Here is a 19658-nt window from a genome sequence, read left to right as displayed (position 1 = left end):
CATGACAACACCTGCCCTGAACCTCGGCAAGAAATGGGGCATGCGCCGCATGGCCACGCCCCAAGGCCACTTCACCATGGTCGCGCTCGACCAGCGCCCACCCATTGCGCAGCTGATCGGCGCCAAGCGCGGCATTGCGCCCGCCGACGTGAGCTTTGCCGACATGGTGGACGTCAAGCGCACGCTGGTCGACACGCTCGGTGCACACGCCAGCGCCATGCTGTTCGACCCGAACTACGCCTTCCCGGCCGCGCTGCAGAAGCTGCCCGCGCACACCGGCCTGGTCGTCACGCTCGAAGACCACCGCTTTCGCGACACGCCCGGCGGCCGGCTGTCGCACTCCATCAACGACTGGAGCGTGGAGAAGATCAAGCGCGCCGGCGGCGACGGCGTGAAGGTGCTGGCGTGGTACCGCCCCGATGCCGAGCCCGACGTGCTAGCGCACCAGCAGGACTACGTGCGCAAGATCGGCGAGGAGTGCCGCCAGTGGGACATTCCGCTGGTGCTCGAGCTGCTGGTGTACCCCTTTCCCAAGAGCGAGCGCCACACGGTGGACTACATCGAGTCGCCAGAGAAGATGCCCGAGCTGGTCATCGAGAGCGTGCGCGAATTCGCCAGGCCCGAGTACGGCGTCGACCTGTTCAAGCTCGAGAGCCCGCTGCCCGGCGCCACCCTGCCCGCGCGCGACGGCGGCGCGGCGCACACCGCCGCGCAGGGCTGGTTCGACCAAATGGGCGCCATCTGCAAGGCCGCGGACATTCCGTGGGTGATGCTGTCGGCCGGCGTGACCTCGCCGCAGTTCGTGCGGGTGATGGAGTACGCCTACGCCGCGGGCGCGCACGGCTTCCTGGCCGGCCGCGCGGTGTGGTGGCAGGCGCTGCAGAACTTCCCCGACCTCGCGCTGTGCGCCGAGCAGCTGCGCAAGGACGGCAGCGCCACGCTGGCCGAGCTGGAAGCGCTCACGCTGCGCGCGGGCAACGCCTGGCATGCGGACTACAGCGCCTTCGACGCCATGAAGGCCGAAGGCGAGCTCTGCGCGGCGTATGCCTGACGGCGTGCGCGGGGCAAACGCGCACGGGACAATCGGCGCATGACATCCATCGCACCGGATTCCGCGGCATCAAGCGCCTCCAGCACCTCCAGCGCCCTCACCGTCGAGCGCCTCGACGTCTTCGTGTTCCGCGCCCCGGCCGAGCCGCCGGTGCAGACCTCCTTCGGCGTCATGCGCGACCGGCCCGCGGTGCTGGTGCGGCTCACCGATGCCGACGGCGCGGTGGGCTGGGGCGAGATCTGGTGCAACTTTCCGACGGTGGGCGCAGAGCACCGCGCGCGCATGGCGCTGGCCTACTGCCGCCCGGCCGTCACCGGCCGCGCGTGGTCGCATCCGCGCGAGTGCTTCGACGAACTCACGAAGCGTTTCGCGGTGCTCGCGCTGCAGACCGGCGAGCACGGCACGCTGAACCAGATCGTGGCGGGCGTGGACACGGCGCTGTGGGACCTGCACGCGCGCCGCCAGGGCAAGCCGCTGTGGCAGGTGCTGGGCGGTGCGCAGGCCCGGCCGGTGCAGGTGTATGCCTCGGGCCTGAACCCGACCGACCCCGAGACGCTGGCGCTGCGCAAGCGCGACGAGGGCTACCGGGCCTTCAAGCTCAAAGTGGGCTTTGGCGCCGAGCGCGACCTGGCCAACCTGCGCGCCCTGCGCGATGCGCTCGGCAGCGAGGCCACGATGATGGTCGACGCCAACCAGGCCTGGGACTTCGACGAAGCCTGCCAGGCCGGCCGGCGCATGGAAGATTTCGACCTGCTGTGGCTCGAGGAACCGCTGCGCGCCGACCAGCCCGCGCAGCGCTGGAAGGAGCTGAGCGAGCGCCAGCCGCTGACGCTGGCCGGCGGCGAGAACCTCGCGGGCTTCGCGCAATACCGCGACTTCATTGCGACAGAAGGCATGGCCGTCATCCAGCCCGACCTGGGCAAATGGGGCGGCTTCAGCGGCTGCCTCGAGGTGGCGAAGCAAACCCTGGCGGCCGGCAAGTGGTACTGCCCGCACTGGCTGGGCGGCGGCATCGGCCTTGTCGCGTCGATGCACCTGAAGACCGCCGTGGGCGGGCCGGGCTACGTGGAAGTCGACAGCAACCCGAACCCGCTGCGCGAACTGCTGGCGGTGCCCAACTTCACCGTGAACGACGGCTGGGTACAGCTGTCGAACGAGCCCGGGCTGGGCGTGGCGCCGGACCTGGCGGCGTGCAAGGGCTTCGTGGTCGAGATTCCGCTGGTCGGCGTGGTCGGCGTGTAGCCCGGCACCGCGGCGGCGCGCATCAGCCCTGCGCGATTGCCGTCCACGCGCTGGCCAGCAGTGTCGACCCCGCGGCCGCCAGCAGGCCGCCCACCAGCCACTTGAGCGTGCGCGGCTGCAGCTTGTTCGGCAGCCGGTGGTGCAGCCGCGTCGCGACGTAGACGACCGGCATCGCGCAGCCGGCCAGCAGCGCCGAGTACCACGAGAAGTTGCCCGTCGGCAGCACGATCACCAGCCGCACCAGCGAGTTGAAGGCGAACATCAGCAGCAGCGCGCGGCGCACCAGTTCGCGGTCCAGCGGCTGGCGGTACATGTGGAACACGATGGGCGGGCCCGAGCTGGAGAACAACCCGCCCAGCACGCCCGACAGCCCACCGATCACGGCGAAGCTGGTGCGACCCGACACCACGGGCAGCGGCCGGCCCTGCGTCACCAGCAGCACCGCGCAACCCAGGATCGACACGCCCAGCAGCCCGCGCAGCCAGTTGACCGCCCCGCCGCTGAGCCACGTGAGCAGCACCAGCCCGACGATCACGCCCAGCGTGCTGCCGTTGAGCGCCGGCTTCATCAGCTGCCATGGCACCACGCCGGGGCGGGCGCGGAAGTAGGTCCAGGCATTGATCAGGCTCAGCACCGTCGCGGCGTTGGCCGTGTCGCTCACGCTGGCGATGTGGAACACCGACACCAGGCCCAGCAGGATCAGGCTGAATGCGAACCCCGTGAGGTTCTGCGCGTAGGTGGCCAGCGCCACGCAGGCCATGAAGACCAGCACGGGGCCGGCTTCGGAAAGAATCGCTTGCACCGGATATGAATCGTCAGTTGGCCGCTGCGGGAGCTGCGCCATGCGCGGCGTGGTGGCCAGGGTGGACGCCGTGGCCTGCCGCAAGGGAAAAGGGAGGAGCGTGACCCACGAGGCCGCAACGGGCCCGGATGTCACGGCCCGCATTGTCCCTCGAACGGCGGGTGCGGCGCTGCCGGGGCGCGCTAACTCCGGCCCCGGCAGTGGGACATTCGGCGCGGGGCGACCCGATTCGGTGCGCGCGATGCCGCGCGCCGTGCGCCGTGCGCCGTGCGCCCTCAGTAGATCGGCGGCTCGGGCGTCGGCGCGTTGCCGGCCAGGCTCGCGAAATCGCACCCCAGGTGCGCCTGCGTCACCTCGTGCTGGAAGATCTTCGTGTAGCCACGCGTGTAGGCCTGCACGGGCGGCTTCCAATGCGCGCGGCGCGCGGCCAGTTCCTCGTCGGACACCAGCATGTTCAGGCTGCGCGCGCCGATGTCCAGGCACACCGTGTCGCCGGTCTTCAGCAGCGCCAGCGGCCCGCCGATGGCCGACTCGGGCGACACGTGCAGCACGCAGGTGCCGTAGTGCGTGCCGCTCATGCGCGAATCGGAAATGCGCAGCATGTCGCGCACGCCTTCGCGCAGCAGCTTCTTCGGAATCGGCAGGTTGCCCCATTCGGGCATGCCGGGGCCGCCCACCGGGCCGCCGTTGCGCAGCACCAGCACGGTCGAGGCGTCGCAGTCGAGATTTTCGTCGGCCATGGCCGCGAGCATCTCGGCGTTCGAGTCGAACACCAGCGCGCGCCCGGTGTGGCGCAGCAGCCCCGGCGTGGCGGCCGAAGGCTTGATGACCGCGCCGTCGGGGCACAGGTTGCCGCGCAGCACGGCCAGCGCAATGCCGGCCTCGGGGCATTCGGGCGTGCCTTGCTTGAGCGGCGCCGCCGGGTCGAGGATGGTGCCGTCGTCTTGCGCCGGCCAGTTCGCGATGTCTTCGCCCAGCGTGCGGCCGGTGACGGTGCGCGCCGACAGGTCCAGGTGCGCGGCGATCCTGTTCAGCACCGCGGGCAGGCCGCCCGCGTAGTGGAAGTCTTCCATCAGCTTCTCGCCCGACGGATAGAGGTTGGCGATGACGGGCACGCGCCGCGCGATGGCGTCGAGCTCGTCGATGTTCAGCTCGATGCCCGCGCGCCCCGCCATGGCGGGCAGGTGCACCGCCGCGTTGGTGGAGCCGCCGAGCGCCATGTAGGCGGTGACGGCGTTGACGAACGAGGCCTTGGTGACGATGCGCGAGGGCTTCAGGTCTTCCCACACCATGGAGACGATGCGCTCGCCGCAGCGCCATGCCATGCGGCTGTGCTCGGAGTCGACCGCGGGAATGCTCATGGCGCCGGGCAGCGACAGGCCCATGGCCTCGGCAATGGCCGTCATGGTGCTGGCCGTGCCCATGGTGTTGCAGGTGCCGGGCGTGCGCGTCATGCGCGACTCCAGGCGGATCCACTCGGCCTGGTCGATGTTGCCGATGGTGCGCTCGGCCCAGAACTTCTTGGTGTGCGTGCCCGCGCCCACGGCCTGGCCCCTGTAGCGGTCGTTCATCATCGGGCCGGCCGGCAGGAAGATGGCGGGCACGTCCATCGACAGCGCCCCCATGATGAGGCCGGGCGTGGTCTTGTCGCAGCCGCCCATGAGCACCACGCCGTCGATCGGCAGGCTGCGCAGCAGCTCCTCGCATTCGATGGCCAGCAGGTTGCGGTAGATCATGGTCGTGGGCTTGACCATCACCTCGCCCAGGCTCAGCGCGGGCAGCTCCAGCGGGTAGCCGCCGGCCTGCAGCACGCCGCGCTTCACGGCCTGGGCGCGCTCGCGCAGGTGCGCGTGGCACGGCGAGAGCTCGCTCCAGGTGTTGACGATGCCGATCACGGGCCGGCCCATGAACTCCTCGCGCGCCAGCCCCTGCTGCTGCATGCGCTGGCGGTGGGCGAAGCCACGGATGTCGTCGCTCGCGAACCAGCGCTGGCTGCGCAGTTGCTCGACGGTCTTGGGGCGGACGCCTTCTGTGGACATGCGGTGTGTTCTTCTCTGGATCTCGGGGGTTGCCGGGGCGTCAGTAGGTGGCGGGCGCGGCGGGCGGGCGCGGTGCCGGCGGCAGGCCGCGCGCCTTGAAGCGCGCCGCCACGTCGTCCGCGCTCTTGCGCAGCAGCACCTGGTCGTTGGCCACGGCCACGAACAGCGCGCCCAGCTCGAGCAGCTCCTGCGCGCGCGGCTCGTCGTTCATCAGGATGCCGGGCGCCTTGCCGCAGGCCAGGATGCGCGCAATGGCCTTGTCGACCGCGGCGCGCACCGTGGGGTGGTTGACCTGCCCGGCCACGCCCATGCTGGCGGAGAGGTCGCCGGGGCCGATGAACACGCCGTCGACACCGTCGACGTTGGCGATGTCCTCGAGCTGCTCGAGCGCCTCGGCGGTCTCGACCTGCACCAGCACGCAGATCTCGCTCGCGGCCTCGGCCACGTAGCGGGCGTCGCGGCCGAACTTCGAGGCGCGCACCGTGCCGCCCATGCCGCGGATGCCGTGCGGCGGGTAGCGCGTGGCGGCCACGGCGGCCTCGGCTTCCTCGCGCGTCTGCACGAACGGCAGCAGCAGCGTCTGCGCGCCGATGTCCAGGTACTGCTTGATCAGCACCGGGTCGTTCCACGGCGGGCGCACCACGGCGTTGGTGGGCCGGTCGCGTTCGGCCTGCACCGCCTGCAGCTGGCGCAGCATGGTGGTCGGGTCGCCGGGGGTGTGCTCGGCGTCGAGCAGGATCCAGTCGAAGCCGGCGCCCGCGAGCAGCTCGGAAATGTAGGGGTCGGGCAGCGTCGACCAGATCCCGATCTGCGGCACCTTGGCCGCGAGGGCGTGCTTGAATGCGTTGCGTGAAGGCATGGTTGTCCTGTGTCTGTGTCTTGCGGTGTGTTCAGTCGATCTGCACGTTGCCGGCCTTGATGACCTCGCCCATGGTGGCGTGGTCGGCCTTCAGGCGCTCGGTGAAGGCCTGCGGCGTCGATGAAAGCACATCGAAGCCCTGCTCCTCCAGCGGCTTGCGGAACGCCGGGTCGGCGAGGATCCCGGCCATCTCCTTGTGCAGCCGCTCGACCACCGGCGCCGGCGTGCCGGCGCGCACGAGCATGCCGCTCCATGCGAGCTGCACCACGCCGGGCGCACCGGCCTCGGCCATGGTCGGCACGTTGGGCAGCAGCTTCGAGCGCTGCGTGTCGGCCACGGCCAGCACCCGCACGCGGCCGCCCTTCTCCTGGCCGAGCACGGCCGAGAGGTTGTGGAACATCATCGGGATCTGCCCGCCCATCACGTCGTTGAGCGCGGCCGGGCCGCCCTTGTAGGGCACGTGGATCAGCTGCGTGCCGGTCCTGGCCTCGAACTGCAGGCCCGTGAGGTGCATGGTGTTGCCGTTGCCGGCCGAGCCGAAGCTCAGCGTGCCGGGCGCCTTCTTCGCGGCGGCGACCACGTCGGCCACCGTCTTGTAGGGCGTGCCGGCACCGACCACCAGCACGTTGGGCGTCTGGTTGGTCAGCGTGATGGGCTGGAAGTCTTTGAGCGCATCGAAGCCCGTGGCCTTGTACAGGTGCGGGTTCACGGCCAGCGTGCTGACCGAGCCGAAGAACACGGTGTAGCCGTCGGCCGGCTGGTTGCGCGCGACGTACGCGGCCGCGATGTTGCCGTTGGCGCCGGGCCGGTTGTCGATGATCACCGGCTGGCCGAGCCGCTGCGAGAGCGCCTGCCCGAAGGGCCGCGCGAACTGGTCGGCGGCGCCGCCCGCGGGCTGCGGCACCACCAGCACGATGGGCTTGTGCGGATAGTCGGCCTTCGGCTGTGCCAGCGCCGGCGCGGTGCCCAGCGCGGCGATGCAGCTGCCGCAGACGGCGAACACGAGCGTTGCGAACTTCTTCATCGGGTCTCCTTGTTCAGGCGTTCACGCGCCGCCGCCGCGCCAGAACGCGATCTGCGCGGCAACCTGGTGGTCGATCATGGGCTTGCCGCCCACCACCCGCAGCCCGCGCGCGCTGCAGGCGGCCATGAGCTCGGTGTCGCGCGCGGCAATGATGTCGAACAGCGCCGCATCGGCCGGCAGCAGCGCGGCATCGAAAGGCATCGGCTCGCCTTCGTGCAGGCCCAGCGAGGTGGCGTTGACCGCCAGGCCCGCACGGCGCAGGGCGCTGGCGTGGTCACTGTCGGGCGGCATGCGCACGCCGATGCCCGGGAAGGCCTTGCGCAGTTCGGCCACCAGGTGCCCGGCGCGCTCGGGCTCGCGGTTGATCACGTGCAGCTCGCGCACACCGGCCGCGGCCAGCGCGAACGCGATGGCCGTGCCCGCGCCGCCCGCGCCCACCAGCACCACGGGGCGATCGGGCCACAGCACGCCGTGCGCGCGCGCGGCTTCCACGAAGCCCACGCCGTCGAAGCTCTCGCCCGACCACTGCCCGTCGGCGTCGATGCGCATGGTATTGACCACGCCGGTGCGCAGCGCCTCGGGTCCGCGCCGCGCGCACAGCGCATATGCCGCGGCCTTGTGCGGAATCGTGAGGTTCAGGCCCTGCAGGTTGCCCACGCGCGCAAGCTGCGCCACGGTGGCCGCGAAGTCGCCCGGGTGCACGCCCATCGGCACCAGGCACCAGTCGAGGCCGGCGGCCGCAAAGGCCGGGTTGTAGATGCGCGGCGCGCGCACGTGGTCGACCGGGTGCGCGAGGATGGGAACGAGGCGCGTGGCGCCGCTGAGCGTGACGGGCACCATGGCCTCAGCCCTTCACCGCGCCGGCTGTCAGGCCGCTCACGAGGTAGCGGCGCACCAGCATCGAGAACACGAGCACCGGCGCCATCACCAGCGAGCCGCCCGCGGCGATCTTGCCCCACTCCCAGCCTTCGTAGTTCATGAAGTTCACCACCGCCACCGGCGCGGTGCGCGCGTCGGTTCGCGTGAGGATGAGCGCGAAGAAGAAGTCGTTCCACGCGTAGAGGAAGCACAGGATGGCCGTGGCCGCGATGCCTGCGGTGGCCATCGGCATCACGATCTCGAGGAACACGGTGCCGAAGCCCGCGCCGTCCATCAGCGCGGCTTCTTCGAGCGACGCGGGCACGGCGTCGAAGAAGGGCTGCATCATCCAGATGACCAGCGGCAGGTTGAAGGTCATGTAGATCATGATGAGCCCGGTGCGCGTGTCGAGCAGCCCGAGCCAGCGGTAGGCCAGGAAGAACGGAATGGTGAACGCGATGGGCGGTGCCATGCGCGTGAGCAGGATGCCCAGGCCCAGCCCGAAGCGCCCGCGCCCGGTCCAGCGCGACAGCGCATAGGCCGCCGGAATGCCGAACAGCAGCGCCAGCAGCGTCGACACGATGCTCGTGATCAGGCTGTTGACGAACGACTCCGGAAACCCCGCCTGCCACAGCCCCACGTAGTGCTCCAGCGTGGGCACGAAGAACACGCGCGGCGGAAACTCCAGGATGAACGGCGTCGGCTTGAACGACATCTGCAGCAGCCACAGGAAGGGCAGCAGCATGAGCACCAGGATGAGCGGCACGGCCCAGCGCGCGAGCGGCCAGCGCTTGCGCCAGGGCACTTTGCGCGGCGGTGTCTTGCGGACCGGTGATGTGGGCGTCATTCCGCGGCTCCCGCGTTGCGGCTCAGGCGCATCGCGCCCCAGCTGACGAGCACGGTGGCCACCAGCAGCACCACCGTGATGGCGCTCGAGTAGCCGAGCTCGCCGAAGTTGAAGGCCACCAGGTAGGCGTAGTAGTTGGTCACCTCGGTCACCGAACCGGGTCCGCCGCCGGTCAGCAGGAAGATCAGCGGAAAGGCCTTGATGCTGTCGATGAGCCGGAACAGCGTGCACACCAGCAGCACCGGCGCGATGTAGGGCAGCACGATGTGGCCGAACACGCGCCAGGCGTCGGCGCCGTCCATGCGCGCGGCCTCCACGTACTCGGCCGGCAGCGTCTGCAGCGCGGCCAGCACCATCAGGAAGGTGAACGGCGCCCACTCCCAGGTGTCGGCGATCACGATGGCCCACAGCGCGAAGTCGACGTGCGTGGTGAGCGCGGGCAGCGTCACGCCAAGCACGCGCGCGGCCTGGTAGATGGGGCTGATGTCGGGCGTGTAGACCAGCTTCCAGATCACCGCCACCACGATCGGCGGCAGCACCATCGGAATCACGAACAGGTGGCGCAGCGACTTCCAGCGGTCTTGTCCCGAATGCACCAGCAGCGCGAGCCCCGTGCCCAGCAGCACCTGCAGCACCACCGTGTAGAGCGACAGCCGCGCCTGCACCACGAGCGAGCCGACGAAGCGCTCGTCGCCGCCCAGCAGCCTGTAGTTGCGCAGCGGGTCCGAGAAATCGCCCAGCGAGCCGGGGTTGACCAGCGCACCGGGCGTGAGGCTGGTGACCAGCAGGAACAGCGTGGGCAGCCCCGCCACCACGAGCAGGAAGATCAGGCTGGGCGCGATCGCCATCCGCACGAAGCGGCGGCGCTGGCCTTCATAGGAAGCAGCGGGCATGGGAAGCGGGCGTCAGACCTTGGCGCCGGCGCGGCGCAGCGCGTTGAGCGCCGCGTCCTGCGCGGCCTTCATCGACTCGGCCGCGGGCTGCTGGCCCGACACCACGCGCTCGACCGCCTTGTTGACCACGTCGCCCACCAGCGGAAACTCTTTCACCGTGCGGTAGGCCATGTAGTTGCGCGTCTTGCCGGGCTGCTCGAGCACCTCGAGGTAGAGCTTGCCCAGGTCCTGCCCGTTGATGGTGTTGATGCGCTTGTACTCGGCGCTCTCGATGACCGAGCGGCGGCAGATCGACGGATGGCCGGTGTCCTTCACGATGCGCGCGGTGAGCTCGGGGCTCAGCGTCCACTTGATGAACTCCCAGGCGGCCTCCTTGTTCTTGGCGTTCTTCGGAATGCCCAGGCCCTGGCTGTTCGACGCCGGAAAGTCGCCCTTGGGGCCGGCCGGCATGCGCATGACGCGCGCTGTGTCCTTCACCTTGCTGTCGGGCGAGGTCAGCATGGCGCTGACCCACGAGCTGGAGTGAATGAAGATGTTCGAGCGCCCGCCGATGAGCGCCGCGCGCGCCTGGTCTTCGGTGTAGCCCAGCACGCCTTGCGGGCTGTACTTGGACAGGAGCCTTGCGTAGAAATCGGTCCCCTGCACCGCCGCGGCCGAGTCGAGCGCGGGCTTGATGTCGCCCGGCGGGTTCACGAAGAAGTCGCCGCCGAAGCCCTGCACGTACGGCGGCAGGAACCAGTGGTGCAGGTTGGAGCTGACGAACCCGGTCACCGGGCCGCTGCCGCCGTCCTGGCCATGGATGGCCTCGGCGACCTTCATGAGTTCGTCGAAGGTCTGCGGCGCTTCCACGCCGCGCTTCTTCATGAGGTCGGTGCGGCTGATGCCCATGAGCATCGCCCCGCCCTCCCAGGCGAAGCCGTAGGCCTTGCCGGCCTTGTCGAGGTAGGGCAGCTGCGCGCCCTTCACGAAGTCGTCGGGGTTCCAGCTGGCGGGCGTGAGCTTGCGGTCGGCGGCGAAGTCGCTGAGGTTGGCCAGCAGGCCCGCCGCCACCCAGCGCGCGGCCAGGATGAAGGTGACGTTGCAGAAGTCCCAGGCGCTGCCGCCGGACGACAGCTCCAGGTCGGCCTGCTGGTTGTAGACCGGGAAGGCCGAGAGCTGCAGGTCGACCGTCATGCCGGTCTGCTGCTCGAACTCGGGGATGTACTTGCGCAGGATGTTGAAGAAGCCGTGCTGGTAGGCCGCGCCGCGCAGTTTCACGCCGGCGAAGGGCTTGGCCTGCGCGATGGCCGGGAAGGCCAGCGTGCCGCCGGCGCCGGCGGCTACGCTTGCGGCGGCCGCCTTCAGGAGGCGGCGGCGCTGCGGGTCGATGGCTGGAGAGTGCGGCAGGCTCATGGTCGTGTCTCTTTCTTCCGGATCATCCGTATGGCGTCTGGACTTGAATATGACAGACAAATAGATTTCAATTTCTCATGGAAAACCCGAAACTTGAGGGCTATTCACGTGGGATAACCTTATTTCCATAAATAATATGTCCGACCATAAAGAACACATCGAAGCCCGCCCGGCTGCCTCGCGGCGTGGCCCGATGGCCGTGACCGAGGCGCTGGCCCACCGTGTGGTGGCCGGCGAATGGGGGGATGGCGCGGCGTTGCCGACGGAGGTGGAACTGGCCGAACAGCTCGGCGTGGCGCGCACCTCGGTGCGCGAGGCGCTGACCCGGCTCAAGGCCAAGGGCCTGATCGCCTCGCGCCAGAAGGCCGGCACGCGCGTGCTGCCGCGCACCCAATGGAACATGCTCGACGAGGACGTGCTGCGCTGGACCTGGTCGGGCAACGACCGCGTGCAGATGGCGCAGCACCTGATGCAGCTGCGGCGCATCGTGGAGCCCGCGGCCTGCGAGATTGCGGCGGCCTCGGCGCCCGACGCGGCCATTGCGACCATCGAGCGCGCCTACCGGCTGATGGACGCGGCCGGCATGGACGCCGTGGCCTACGCCGGGCCCGACCTGGAGTTTCACCGCGCGATCCTCACCGCCACTGGCAACCCTTTCCTGGTGGCCTTCGGCGCCACCATCGAGGCCGCGCTGCGCACCTCGTTCGAACTCTCGACGCGCCAGCCCGGCGCGCCGCGCAAGAGCCTGCCGCTGCACCGTGCCGTGCTCGACCAGATCTGGGCGCGAAAGCCCGCCGAGGCGCGCCGCGCGATGGAAGAACTGCTCGGGCTGACCGAGTCGAACATCCAGCGCGGCGTGGCCAGGTCGGCCGCCGCGGCCTCCAGCTGACCCTTACGAAATTACCTCCGCAACCGCCTTCCCTACAAAGGCACAGGAACCCCACGCCATGGCAGAGATCCGGCTTCAATCCATCAGCAAGCGCTTCGGCGACGTCGAGGTGATCCCCGGCCTCGACCTCACGATGCCCGACGGCCAGGTGACGGTGCTGCTCGGCCCTTCGGGCTGTGGCAAGTCGACGCTGCTGCGCATGATCGCGGGGCTGGAAACGCCCAGCGGCGGCGAGGTGCTCGTGGGCGGGCGCGTGGTGAACGACGTGCCGCCGGCCGAGCGCGGCTGCGCGCTGGTGTTCCAGAACTACGCGCTGTACCCGCACAAGACGGTGCGCCAGAACCTGGCCTTTCCCCTGCGCATGGCCAAGGTCGACGCCGCGCAGCAGCAGCGCAGCGTGGACGAGATCGCCCGCACGCTGGAGCTCACGCCGCTGCTGGAGCGCTACCCGCGCCAGCTCTCGGGCGGCCAGCGCCAGCGCGTGGCCATGGGCCGCGCCATGATCCGCCAGCCCGAGGTGTTCCTGTACGACGAGCCGCTGTCCAACCTCGACCTGGAGCTGCGCGTGAAGCTGCGGCTCGAAATCGCGCGCATGCAGCGCACGCTGAAGGCCACCGCGGTGTACGTGACGCACGACCAGACCGAGGCCATGACGCTGGCCGACCAGATCGTGGTGCTGCGCAAGGGCCGCATCGAGCAGGTCGGCTCGCCGCTGGCGCTGTACCGCTCGCCGGCCAACCTGTTCGTGGCGGGCTTCATCGGCACGCCGCGCATGAACCTGTTCCAGGTCGACGCCGCCGAGCAGGGCACCGGCGGCACGCGCTTGCGCATCGGCACAACCACGCTGCAGGTGCCGCAACGGCTGCGCGGCGACGTGCGCACACTGGGCTTTCGCGCCGAGCAGGTGCGCATCGGCGCGCCGCTGCCGGGCCAGGTGGTGCTCGACCTGCAGGACTGCGAGACGCTGGCCGTGGAGCAGCTGGGCGACCGCGCGTTCTGCTACCTGCGCTCGTCGCTGGGCGAACTGGTGCTGCTGACGCCGGGCGGCGACACCGCATTGCCGCGCACCCTGCAGCTCTCGCTGGCGCCCGAGGCGCTGCACTTCTTCGACGCGAACGAGCTGGCGCTGCGCCAGGAAACGGCCGAGATGGCACCGGCCGAGATGCAAACGGCCGCGGCCTGAAGCTCGCCAGACCGATCGGCCCGCCAGTGCATCACCGCATCAGGTCCCAGCCCATCATCAACGCGGCGAACCCCATCAGCGCGGTGCCGCCCCAGCCGAGCCAGCGGGTGCGCCGCCCGGAGGTGAACACGCCCATCACCTTCTCGCGGGTCACCAGCACCATCATGGCGGCCATGATCGGCACGGCCACCACGCCGTTGATGACGGCGCTCCAGTAGAGCGCCTTCATCGGGTCGATGGGAGTGAAGTCGAGTGCGGTGCCCACCAGCGTGGCCACCGCGATGATCCCGTAGAACTCCTTGGCCTCGCGCCAGTGCCGCTCCAGCCCCTCCTCCCAGCCGAAGGCCTCGGCCACCGCATAGGCGGCCGACGAGGCCAGCACCGGCACCGCCAGCAGGCCGGTGGCGACGATGCCGCCGGCAAAGAGCCAGAAGGCGAAGTCGCCGGCCAGCGGGCGCAGCGCCTCGGCGGCCTGCGCGGCGGAGGTCACGTCGTGCACGCCCGCCGTGAACAGCACCGACGCGCCCACCACCATCACGAAGAAGGCGATGAGGTTGGAAAACGTCATGCCCACCCAGGTGTCGATCCGCACGCGCTTCAGGTCGTGGCGCACCTGCTCGTCGGTGCCGCGCCGCCCGCCCTTCAGGCGCAGCTCTTCCACCTCCTGCGAGGCCTGCCAGAAGAACAGGTAGGGCGAGATGGTGGTGCCCAGCAGCGCGACGATCATCATCCAGTAGTCGCCCTTCCACTGCAGCCTGGGCACCACCAGGTCGTGCAGCACGCGGCCCCATTCGACCTGCACCACGAACACCGCCGCCACGTAGGCGAAGAGCGTGAGCGTCAGCCACTTGAGGATGTGGGCCAGCTTGCGGTAGGGCACGAACACCTGCAGCAGCACCGTGACCACGCCGAACACCAGCGCATGGAAGTGCGCCCCGCCGCCCACCACCAGCTGCAGCGCCTCGCCCATGGCGGCGATGTCGGCCGCGATGTTGATGGTGTTGGCCACCACCAGCAGCGCCACCAGCACGATGAGCAGGCCGCGCGGCATGTGCTCGCGCAGGTTGGCCGCCACGCCCTTGCCCGTGACCCGGCCGATGCGCGCCGACACCAGCTGGATGGCCACCATGAACGGCAGCGACAGGAACACCGTCCACAGCAGCCCGGTGCCGAACTGCGCCCCGGCCTGGGTGTAGGTCGCGATGCCCGACGGGTCGTCGTCGGCCGCGCCGGTGACGACGCCGGGGCCCACGTGGCGCAGGAAGGAGGGGATTCGTTTTTTCATGTGCGCGCGCATGGTCGCATGCCGAGCCTGACCGGGACATGAACTGGGCGCATCGGGCATCTTGGCATCCTGTTCAGGCCCGCTCGGAAAACAGCGCCACGATCACCTGCCGCAGCCACCGGTTGCCCGGATCGGCCTCGAAACGCTTGCTCCAGTGCAGCGACACGGTGAAGTCGCGCAGCGGAAACGGCGGCTCCACGATGGCGTAGCCGCCCTCCGCCGCGAAGCCGCGCGCGATGTTGCGCGGCATCACCACCGCCAGGTCGGTGGCGCGCACGATGGCCGGCAGCACCATGAAGTGCTCGGTCGTCAGGCGCAGCCGGTCTTCCAGGTTCAGCAGCTGCAGGATGCGCAACGTGTCGGCATGGGTGCGCACGGCCACGTAGTCGAGCTCCTGCAGCGCCTCCAGCAGGGCCTGCCCGCTGCGCCGGCGTTTCACGAAGGGATGGTCCTGGCGCAGCAGCACGATGTAGCGGTCCCTCAGCAGCTGGGCGCTCTGGGTGTCCTTCACGCGGGGCAGGAAGCCGAAGGCGAAGTCGACCTTGCCGCTGTCCAGCGCGGTGGCGATGTCGCCCGGCGCCAGCGGCCGGGTCTCCACCCGCACGCCCGGCGCCAGCTCGCGCAGCCGCGCCATCAGCGCCGGCAGGAAACGCCCCTCGCCGATGTCGCTCATGTGGATGCGAAAGGTCTTGCGCGACACCAGCGGCTCGAAGCGGTCGGACTCGTGCAGCGCCTCCTCCAGCGTGCTCAGCGCCGCCTGCACCGCCACCGCCAGCCGGTCGGCGCGCGGCGTGGGGGCCACGCCGCCGGGGGCGCGCGTGAAGAGCGCGTCCGCCAGCAGCAGCCGCAGGCGGCCCAGCCCGTGGCTGGCCGCGGGCTGCGTGAGGCCCAGCGATTCGGCGGCGCGGCTCACGTTGCGCTCGCGGTAGACGGCGTCGAACAGGCGCAGCAGGTTGAGGTCGAGTGTTTCCATATGCATGCCATTCATATTGCTTAGCTCGATTATTTTATTGAGCGCCGCGGCAGCGCCACGCACACTGGCGGGCGTTCGCCGGCCGGCCCTGCCGATGCCGCGACCCGAGCCCCACGACAAGAAGGAGACAAGACATGGCCATGATTCGTGCACTTCGTCGTTTCCGCGCGCCATTCAGCGCACCGTTCAGCGCGCGCGCAGCGCTCGCCACCCTCCTCTGCGCGGCCGTCACCGCCTGGGCCCAGCAGCCCCCGGCCGAGGAGCCCGGCTGGGCCAAGGGCCGCCCCAAGAACGAAGCCGCCACCCGCATGGCGCCGGTGCCCTCGTTCCCGATTCCCACCGCGGCCGACCAGCTGCCCACCGCCAGGTTCAAGCTGCCGCCGGGCTTCAAGGTCGAGACCTGGGCCTCGGGCGTGCTCGACGCGCGCGAGCTGCGCCAGGGTGCCAAGGGCACGGTGTTCGTGAGCACGCTGTTCGTGGGCAACAAGGTCTACGCGATTGCCGAGAAGGGCGACCGCAAGCCGAAGACGGTCATCGACAAGACCGAGTTCGCCACCGGCATCGAGTTCCACAAGGGCGCGCTGTACCTGGCGACCCACAAGCAGATCGTTCGCTACGACGGCATCGAGGACAAGCTCGACAACCCCGGCACGCCCGTGGTGCTCAACGACAAGCTGCCCGGCGGCCAGGACCACAGCTGGCGCTACCTGCGCATGCACGGCGACAAGCTCTACTACGCCGTGGGCGCGCCCTGCAACCTGTGCGAACCCGACGACGCGCATGCGCGCATCTTCCGCATGAACCCCGACGGCAGCGGCATCGAGACGGTGGCGCGCGGCGTGCGCAACACGGTGGGCTTCGACTTCGACCCCAAGACCGGCCAGCTCTGGTTCACCGACAACGGCCGCGACTGGCTCAGCGAAGACCTGCCGAACGACGAGCTGAACGTGGTCACCGCGCCCAACCAGCACTTCGGCTTTCCGTACTGCCACCAGGGCAACATCGCCGACTCCGAATTCGGCTGGGGCAAGAGCTGCAGCGACTACGTGAAGCCCGCCGCCCTGCTCGGCCCGCACGCCGCCGCGCTGGGGCTCAGCTTCTACAAGGGCACCATGTTCCCGGCCAGGTACCGCGGCGCGATGTTCATCGCGCGCCACGGCCCGTGGAACCGCACCGTCAAGTACGCCGACATCGCGGTGGCCTGGCCCGACGGCAAGGGCGGCGCCAAGGTCGAGCCGTTCATGACGGGCTTTGTCGAGAACAACACCTACCTCGGGCGGCCCGTGGACTTTCTCGTGCTCAAGGACGGCTCGATGCTCGTGAGCGACGACCACGCCGGCGCGATCTACCGCATCAGCTACGGCGGCCGATGAAGGGCGCGCGTTTGCTGATCGTTCGGTGCGCGCTGGCGGCGGGGGTCGTGGCGACAGCGTGTACGGCCGGTGCCCAGGGCACGAAGGCCCCGCCAGGGGCCGAGGGCACGAAGGCCCCGGCAGGGGCCAAGGGCGGTGTCTACGCGCAACGCTACGCCGAGCTCTGCGCGTCCTGCCACGGCGCCAACGGCCGCAGCGACATGGCGGGCACGCCGGTGCTCGCGGGCCAGCATTCGTTCTATGCGATCACGCAGCTGTTCCTGTTCCGCGAAGGCCGGCGCGACAACCCGGCGATGTCGGCCGTTGCGAAGGGCATGAAGGACGAGGACCTGCGCGGCTTCTCCGACTTCATCGGCACCCTGGCGCCGGTACCCGCGCCGGCGCCCGCCGCGGCACCGGATGCCGCGCGCATGGCACGCGGCCAGGCGCTCGCGCAGGAGAACCGCTGCGTGCTCTGCCACGGCGCCGACATGAGCGGCGGCCAGCAGGTGCCGCGCATCGCGCAGCAGCATGAGGACTACCTGCAGCTCGCGCTGCAGGGTTTTCGCACGGGCAAGCGGCCGGGCTACACGCAGGCGATGAGCGAGGCGGTGAGCCGCATCCCGGCGGAAGACCTCGACACCCTTGCGTACTACGTGGCGCGTTTTTCCGGCACCGCCGCAAAGGCCGCCCCCAGATAAGCGCCAGGCAGGCGTCCGCCGCGCGGGAGCGGCAGGCGCCGCCCCCCCAGTCCGCCCCTCGGCGACACCCATCAACCAGACATCGGAGCCGAATCTCTTGGAAGTTTCATTCAGCAAGGAAGTGGAAATGCTGCGCCTCGGCGCCGGCGACACCTTCCACGGCGAGGGCATCCTCGCGATCACCAAGGGCCTGCTGCAGTCGGGCGTGGCCTACGTCGGCGGCTACCAGGGCGCGCCGGTGTCGCACCTGCTGGACGTGATGGTCCAGGGCAAGGCCTACATGGACGAGCTGGGCGTGCACGTGGAGGCCTGCTCCAACGAGGCCTCGGCCGCGGCCATGCTCGGCGCGTCCATTCACTACCCGCTGCGCGGCGCGGTGACGTGGAAGTCGATAGTCGGCACCAACGTGGCGGCCGACGCGCTGTCCAACCTTTCTTCGCCGGGCGTCACGGGCGGCGTGCTGGTGGTGGTGGGCGAGGACTACGGCGAAGGCGCCAGCGTGATCCAGGAGCGCACGCACGCCTATGCGCTGAAGTCGAGCATGTGCCTGCTCGACCCGCGGCCCGACCTGGGCGTGATGGTGCGCATGGTGGAAGAAGGCTTTCGCCTGTCGGAAAGCTCGAACATGCCCTGCCTGATGGAGCTGCGCATCCGCACCTGCCACGTGCGCGGCAGCTTCGAATGCAAGGACAACGTGGCGCCCGCCGTCTCGACGCGCGCGCTGATGGCCGAGCCGGCGGGCTTCGACTACATGCGCCTCGCGCATCCGCCCGTCACCTTCCGCCACGAGAAGCTCAAGGGCGAGGAACGCATTCCGGCGGCGCGGCGCTACATCGTCGAGCACGGGCTCAACGAGCTGATGCCGGGCCAGCGGCATGCCGACCTGGGCATCGTGGTGCAGGGCGGCCTGTACAACGCGCTGGTGCGCAGCCTGCAGCAGCACGGCCTGGCCGATGCCTTCGGCGAGACGGACATTCCGATCCTGGTGCTGAACGTGACCTGCCCGCTGGTGCCCGACCAGATCGCCGGCTTCTGCCTGGACAAGCGCGCGGTGCTGGTGGTGGAAGAAGGCCAGCCCGAGTACATCGAGCAGGACATGGCCACGCTGCTGCGCCGCCGCGACATCCAGACCCCGCTGCACGGCAAGGACATGCTGCCCTCGGCGGGCGAGTACGGCGTGGAGGTGCTGTCGGGCGGCATCGCGGCCTTTGCCGCGAAGTACCTCGCGGTGAGCGACGCCGCTTCTTCGGCGCAGGCCTGGCTGGCCGGCAACCGCGAGCGCCGCGAGGCGGTGGCGCGCCAGCTGAGCGCGCCGCTGCCCAACCGGCCGCCGAGCTTCTGCATCGGCTGCCCCGAGCGGCCGGTGTTCTCCGCGCTCAAGCTCGCGCAGCAGGAAACCGGGCCGGTGCACATCGCGGCCGACATCGGCTGCCATGCCTTCGGCACCTTCGAGCCGTTCTCGATGGGCCACTCGATCCTGGGCTACGGCATGAGCCTCGCGAGCCGCGCGGGCGTGGCGCCCATGATGAACCGGCGCACGCTGTCGATCATGGGCGACGGCGGCTTCTGGCACAACGGCCTGCTCACCGGCGTGCAGAGCGCGCTGTTCAACGACGACGACGCGGTGCTGCTGATCTTCAAGAACGGCTACACCTCGGCCACCGGCACGCAGGACATCATCTCCACGCCCGACGACGAGATCAAGGAGCGCGCCGTCGACAAGCAGCAGAGCCTGGTCGACAAGAACCAGACCATCGAGGCCACGCTGAAGGGCCTGGGCGTGCAATGGATGCGCACCGTGACCACCTACGACGTGGAGCGCATGCGCAAGACGCTGACCGAGGCGCTCACCAGCGACTTCAACGGCCTGAAGGTGGTGATCGCCGAAGGCGAGTGCCAGCTGGAACGCCAGCGCCGCATCAAGCCCTGGCTCGCCGGCCTGCTGAAGAAGGGCGAGCGCGTGGTGCGCGTGAAGTACGGCGTGGACGAAGACGTGTGCAACGGCGACCACGCCTGCATTCGCCTGTCGGGCTGCCCCACGCTCACCTTGAAGGACAACCCCGATCCGCTGAAGGTGGACCCGGTGGCCACCGTGATCGACGGCTGCGTGGGCTGCGGCCTGTGCGGCGCCAACGCGCATGCGGCCACGCTGTGCCCCAGCTTCTACCGCGCCGAGGTGGTGCAGAACCCGAAGTGGCACGAGCGCCTGCTGCACGGGCTGCGCGGCGCGGTGGTGCGTGCACTGCAACCCGCATGAAGAACAGCACG

The 19658-nt window shown here is 69.9% G+C and carries 17 protein-coding genes; 7 read left to right on the top strand and 10 right to left on the bottom strand.

Features of this window, described 5'->3' with window-relative positions:
* Position 1 precedes the first annotated feature (1 nt).
* Positions 2 to 1051: a tagatose 1,6-diphosphate aldolase gene (locus tag BM013_RS19755; protein ID WP_093129344.1), complete on the top strand. Its 1050-nt coding sequence runs from the start codon at positions 2 to 4 to the stop codon at positions 1049 to 1051.
* Positions 1052 to 1090: 39 nt separating this feature from the next.
* Positions 1091 to 2293, top strand: a complete 1203-nt coding sequence (locus BM013_RS19750; RefSeq protein ID WP_093129343.1) for a mandelate racemase/muconate lactonizing enzyme family protein — start codon at positions 1091 to 1093, stop codon at positions 2291 to 2293.
* Positions 2294 to 2315: 22 nt separating this feature from the next.
* On the opposite strand, the gene BM013_RS19745 is transcribed toward BM013_RS19750, so the two are convergent.
* The 8 genes from BM013_RS19745 to BM013_RS19710 all read right to left on the bottom strand — a co-directional run bounded on the left by BM013_RS19745 (position 2316) and on the right by BM013_RS19710 (position 11007).
* A complete protein-coding gene (locus BM013_RS19745) occupies positions 2316 to 3095 on the bottom strand; it encodes a sulfite exporter TauE/SafE family protein (protein ID WP_093129342.1) in 780 nt (259 codons plus the stop codon).
* A gap of 275 nt (positions 3096 to 3370) precedes the next feature.
* The gene (araD, locus tag BM013_RS19740; RefSeq protein ID WP_093129341.1) at positions 3371 to 5134 is read right to left on the bottom strand and encodes an L-arabinonate dehydratase; all 1764 of its coding nucleotides are present in this window, start codon (positions 5132 to 5134) and stop codon (positions 3371 to 3373) included.
* Between the two features lie 40 nt (positions 5135 to 5174).
* Positions 5175 to 5993 (bottom strand): HpcH/HpaI aldolase family protein, encoded by an 819-nt coding sequence (locus BM013_RS19735; protein WP_093129340.1) that lies wholly within the window; start codon positions 5991 to 5993, stop codon positions 5175 to 5177.
* A 31-nt stretch (positions 5994 to 6024) separates the two neighbouring features.
* Positions 6025 to 7017, bottom strand: a complete 993-nt coding sequence (locus BM013_RS19730) for a Bug family tripartite tricarboxylate transporter substrate binding protein (protein WP_093129339.1) — start codon at positions 7015 to 7017, stop codon at positions 6025 to 6027.
* A 21-nt stretch (positions 7018 to 7038) separates the two neighbouring features.
* Positions 7039 to 7857 (bottom strand): shikimate dehydrogenase family protein, encoded by an 819-nt coding sequence (locus tag BM013_RS19725; RefSeq protein ID WP_093129338.1) that lies wholly within the window; start codon positions 7855 to 7857, stop codon positions 7039 to 7041.
* A gap of 4 nt (positions 7858 to 7861) precedes the next feature.
* On the bottom strand, positions 7862 to 8722 hold the full coding sequence (locus BM013_RS19720) for a carbohydrate ABC transporter permease (RefSeq protein ID WP_093129337.1): 861 nt from the start codon (positions 8720 to 8722) through the stop codon (positions 7862 to 7864).
* Positions 8719 to 9615 carry a carbohydrate ABC transporter permease gene (locus tag BM013_RS19715; RefSeq protein WP_093129336.1) on the bottom strand — a complete coding sequence of 299 codons (897 nt, stop codon included), beginning with the start codon at positions 9613 to 9615 and terminating at the stop codon, positions 8719 to 8721. The genes BM013_RS19720 and BM013_RS19715 overlap by 4 nt, the downstream gene beginning before the upstream one ends.
* Positions 9616 to 9627: 12 nt before the next feature.
* Positions 9628 to 11007, bottom strand: coding sequence for an ABC transporter substrate-binding protein (locus BM013_RS19710; RefSeq protein ID WP_093129335.1), 1380 nt, complete (start codon positions 11005 to 11007; stop codon positions 9628 to 9630).
* Positions 11008 to 11143: 136 nt separating this feature from the next.
* Between BM013_RS19710 and BM013_RS19705 the strand changes: the two genes are divergently transcribed.
* Together BM013_RS19705 and BM013_RS19700 are read left to right on the top strand one after the other, a co-directional pair.
* Complete coding sequence (locus tag BM013_RS19705) at positions 11144 to 11896, top strand: FadR/GntR family transcriptional regulator (RefSeq protein ID WP_093129334.1); 753 nt, start codon at positions 11144 to 11146, stop codon at positions 11894 to 11896.
* A gap of 58 nt (positions 11897 to 11954) precedes the next feature.
* Positions 11955 to 13079 (top strand): ABC transporter ATP-binding protein, encoded by a 1125-nt coding sequence (locus BM013_RS19700; protein WP_093129333.1) that lies wholly within the window; start codon positions 11955 to 11957, stop codon positions 13077 to 13079.
* A 31-nt stretch (positions 13080 to 13110) separates the two neighbouring features.
* Here BM013_RS19700 and BM013_RS19695 read toward each other — a convergent pair whose 3' ends face one another.
* Positions 13111 to 14364 carry an Nramp family divalent metal transporter gene (locus BM013_RS19695; RefSeq protein WP_177225514.1) on the bottom strand — a complete coding sequence of 418 codons (1254 nt, stop codon included), beginning with the start codon at positions 14362 to 14364 and terminating at the stop codon, positions 13111 to 13113.
* 73 nt (positions 14365 to 14437) lie between these two features.
* Positions 14438 to 15343 (bottom strand): LysR family transcriptional regulator, encoded by a 906-nt coding sequence (locus tag BM013_RS19690; protein ID WP_256221585.1) that lies wholly within the window; start codon positions 15341 to 15343, stop codon positions 14438 to 14440.
* A gap of 128 nt (positions 15344 to 15471) precedes the next feature.
* Between BM013_RS19690 and BM013_RS19685 the strand changes: the two genes are divergently transcribed.
* The 3 genes from BM013_RS19685 (at position 15472) to BM013_RS19675 (ending at position 19647) form a co-directional block, all read left to right on the top strand.
* The gene (locus BM013_RS19685; RefSeq protein WP_256221562.1) at positions 15472 to 16710 is read left to right on the top strand and encodes a PQQ-dependent sugar dehydrogenase; all 1239 of its coding nucleotides are present in this window, start codon (positions 15472 to 15474) and stop codon (positions 16708 to 16710) included.
* Between the two features lie 47 nt (positions 16711 to 16757).
* Entirely contained in the window at positions 16758 to 17390 is a 633-nt protein-coding gene (locus BM013_RS19680) for a c-type cytochrome (protein ID WP_177225513.1), read from the top strand.
* A gap of 97 nt (positions 17391 to 17487) precedes the next feature.
* Positions 17488 to 19647 (top strand): thiamine pyrophosphate-dependent enzyme, encoded by a 2160-nt coding sequence (locus BM013_RS19675; RefSeq protein ID WP_093129329.1) that lies wholly within the window; start codon positions 17488 to 17490, stop codon positions 19645 to 19647.
* Positions 19648 to 19658 lie beyond the last annotated feature (11 nt).

The sequence above is a fragment of the Variovorax sp. OK605 genome (assembly GCF_900115445.1).
Taxonomy (GTDB): domain Bacteria; phylum Pseudomonadota; class Gammaproteobacteria; order Burkholderiales; family Burkholderiaceae_C; genus Variovorax.
Note: the sequence above shows the minus strand (reverse complement) of the source record. Positions and strands in the feature narration are given on the sequence as shown.

Excerpts from the sequence above, each read along its gene's own strand:
- BM013_RS19715 (WP_093129336.1), bottom strand. The coding sequence starts at position 9,615 with ATGCCCGCTGCTTCCTATGAAGGCCAGCGCCGCCGCTTCGTGCGGATG.
- araD (WP_093129341.1), bottom strand. The coding sequence starts at position 5,134 with ATGTCCACAGAAGGCGTCCGCCCCAAGACCGTCGAGCAACTGCGCAGC.
- BM013_RS19720 (WP_093129337.1), bottom strand. The coding sequence starts at position 8,722 with ATGACGCCCACATCACCGGTCCGCAAGACACCGCCGCGCAAAGTGCCC.
- BM013_RS19700 (WP_093129333.1), top strand. The coding sequence starts at position 11,955 with ATGGCAGAGATCCGGCTTCAATCCATCAGCAAGCGCTTCGGCGACGTC.
- BM013_RS19730 (WP_093129339.1), bottom strand. The coding sequence starts at position 7,017 with ATGAAGAAGTTCGCAACGCTCGTGTTCGCCGTCTGCGGCAGCTGCATC.
- BM013_RS19685 (WP_256221562.1), top strand. The coding sequence starts at position 15,472 with ATGGCCATGATTCGTGCACTTCGTCGTTTCCGCGCGCCATTCAGCGCA.
- BM013_RS19750 (WP_093129343.1), top strand. The coding sequence starts at position 1,091 with ATGACATCCATCGCACCGGATTCCGCGGCATCAAGCGCCTCCAGCACC.
- BM013_RS19735 (WP_093129340.1), bottom strand. The coding sequence starts at position 5,993 with ATGCCTTCACGCAACGCATTCAAGCACGCCCTCGCGGCCAAGGTGCCG.
- BM013_RS19710 (WP_093129335.1), bottom strand. The coding sequence starts at position 11,007 with ATGAGCCTGCCGCACTCTCCAGCCATCGACCCGCAGCGCCGCCGCCTC.
- BM013_RS19705 (WP_093129334.1), top strand. The coding sequence starts at position 11,144 with ATGTCCGACCATAAAGAACACATCGAAGCCCGCCCGGCTGCCTCGCGG.
- BM013_RS19695 (WP_177225514.1), bottom strand. The coding sequence starts at position 14,364 with ATGAAAAAACGAATCCCCTCCTTCCTGCGCCACGTGGGCCCCGGCGTC.
- BM013_RS19690 (WP_256221585.1), bottom strand. The coding sequence starts at position 15,343 with ATGCATATGGAAACACTCGACCTCAACCTGCTGCGCCTGTTCGACGCC.
- BM013_RS19755 (WP_093129344.1), top strand. The coding sequence starts at position 2 with ATGACAACACCTGCCCTGAACCTCGGCAAGAAATGGGGCATGCGCCGC.
- BM013_RS19725 (WP_093129338.1), bottom strand. The coding sequence starts at position 7,857 with ATGGTGCCCGTCACGCTCAGCGGCGCCACGCGCCTCGTTCCCATCCTC.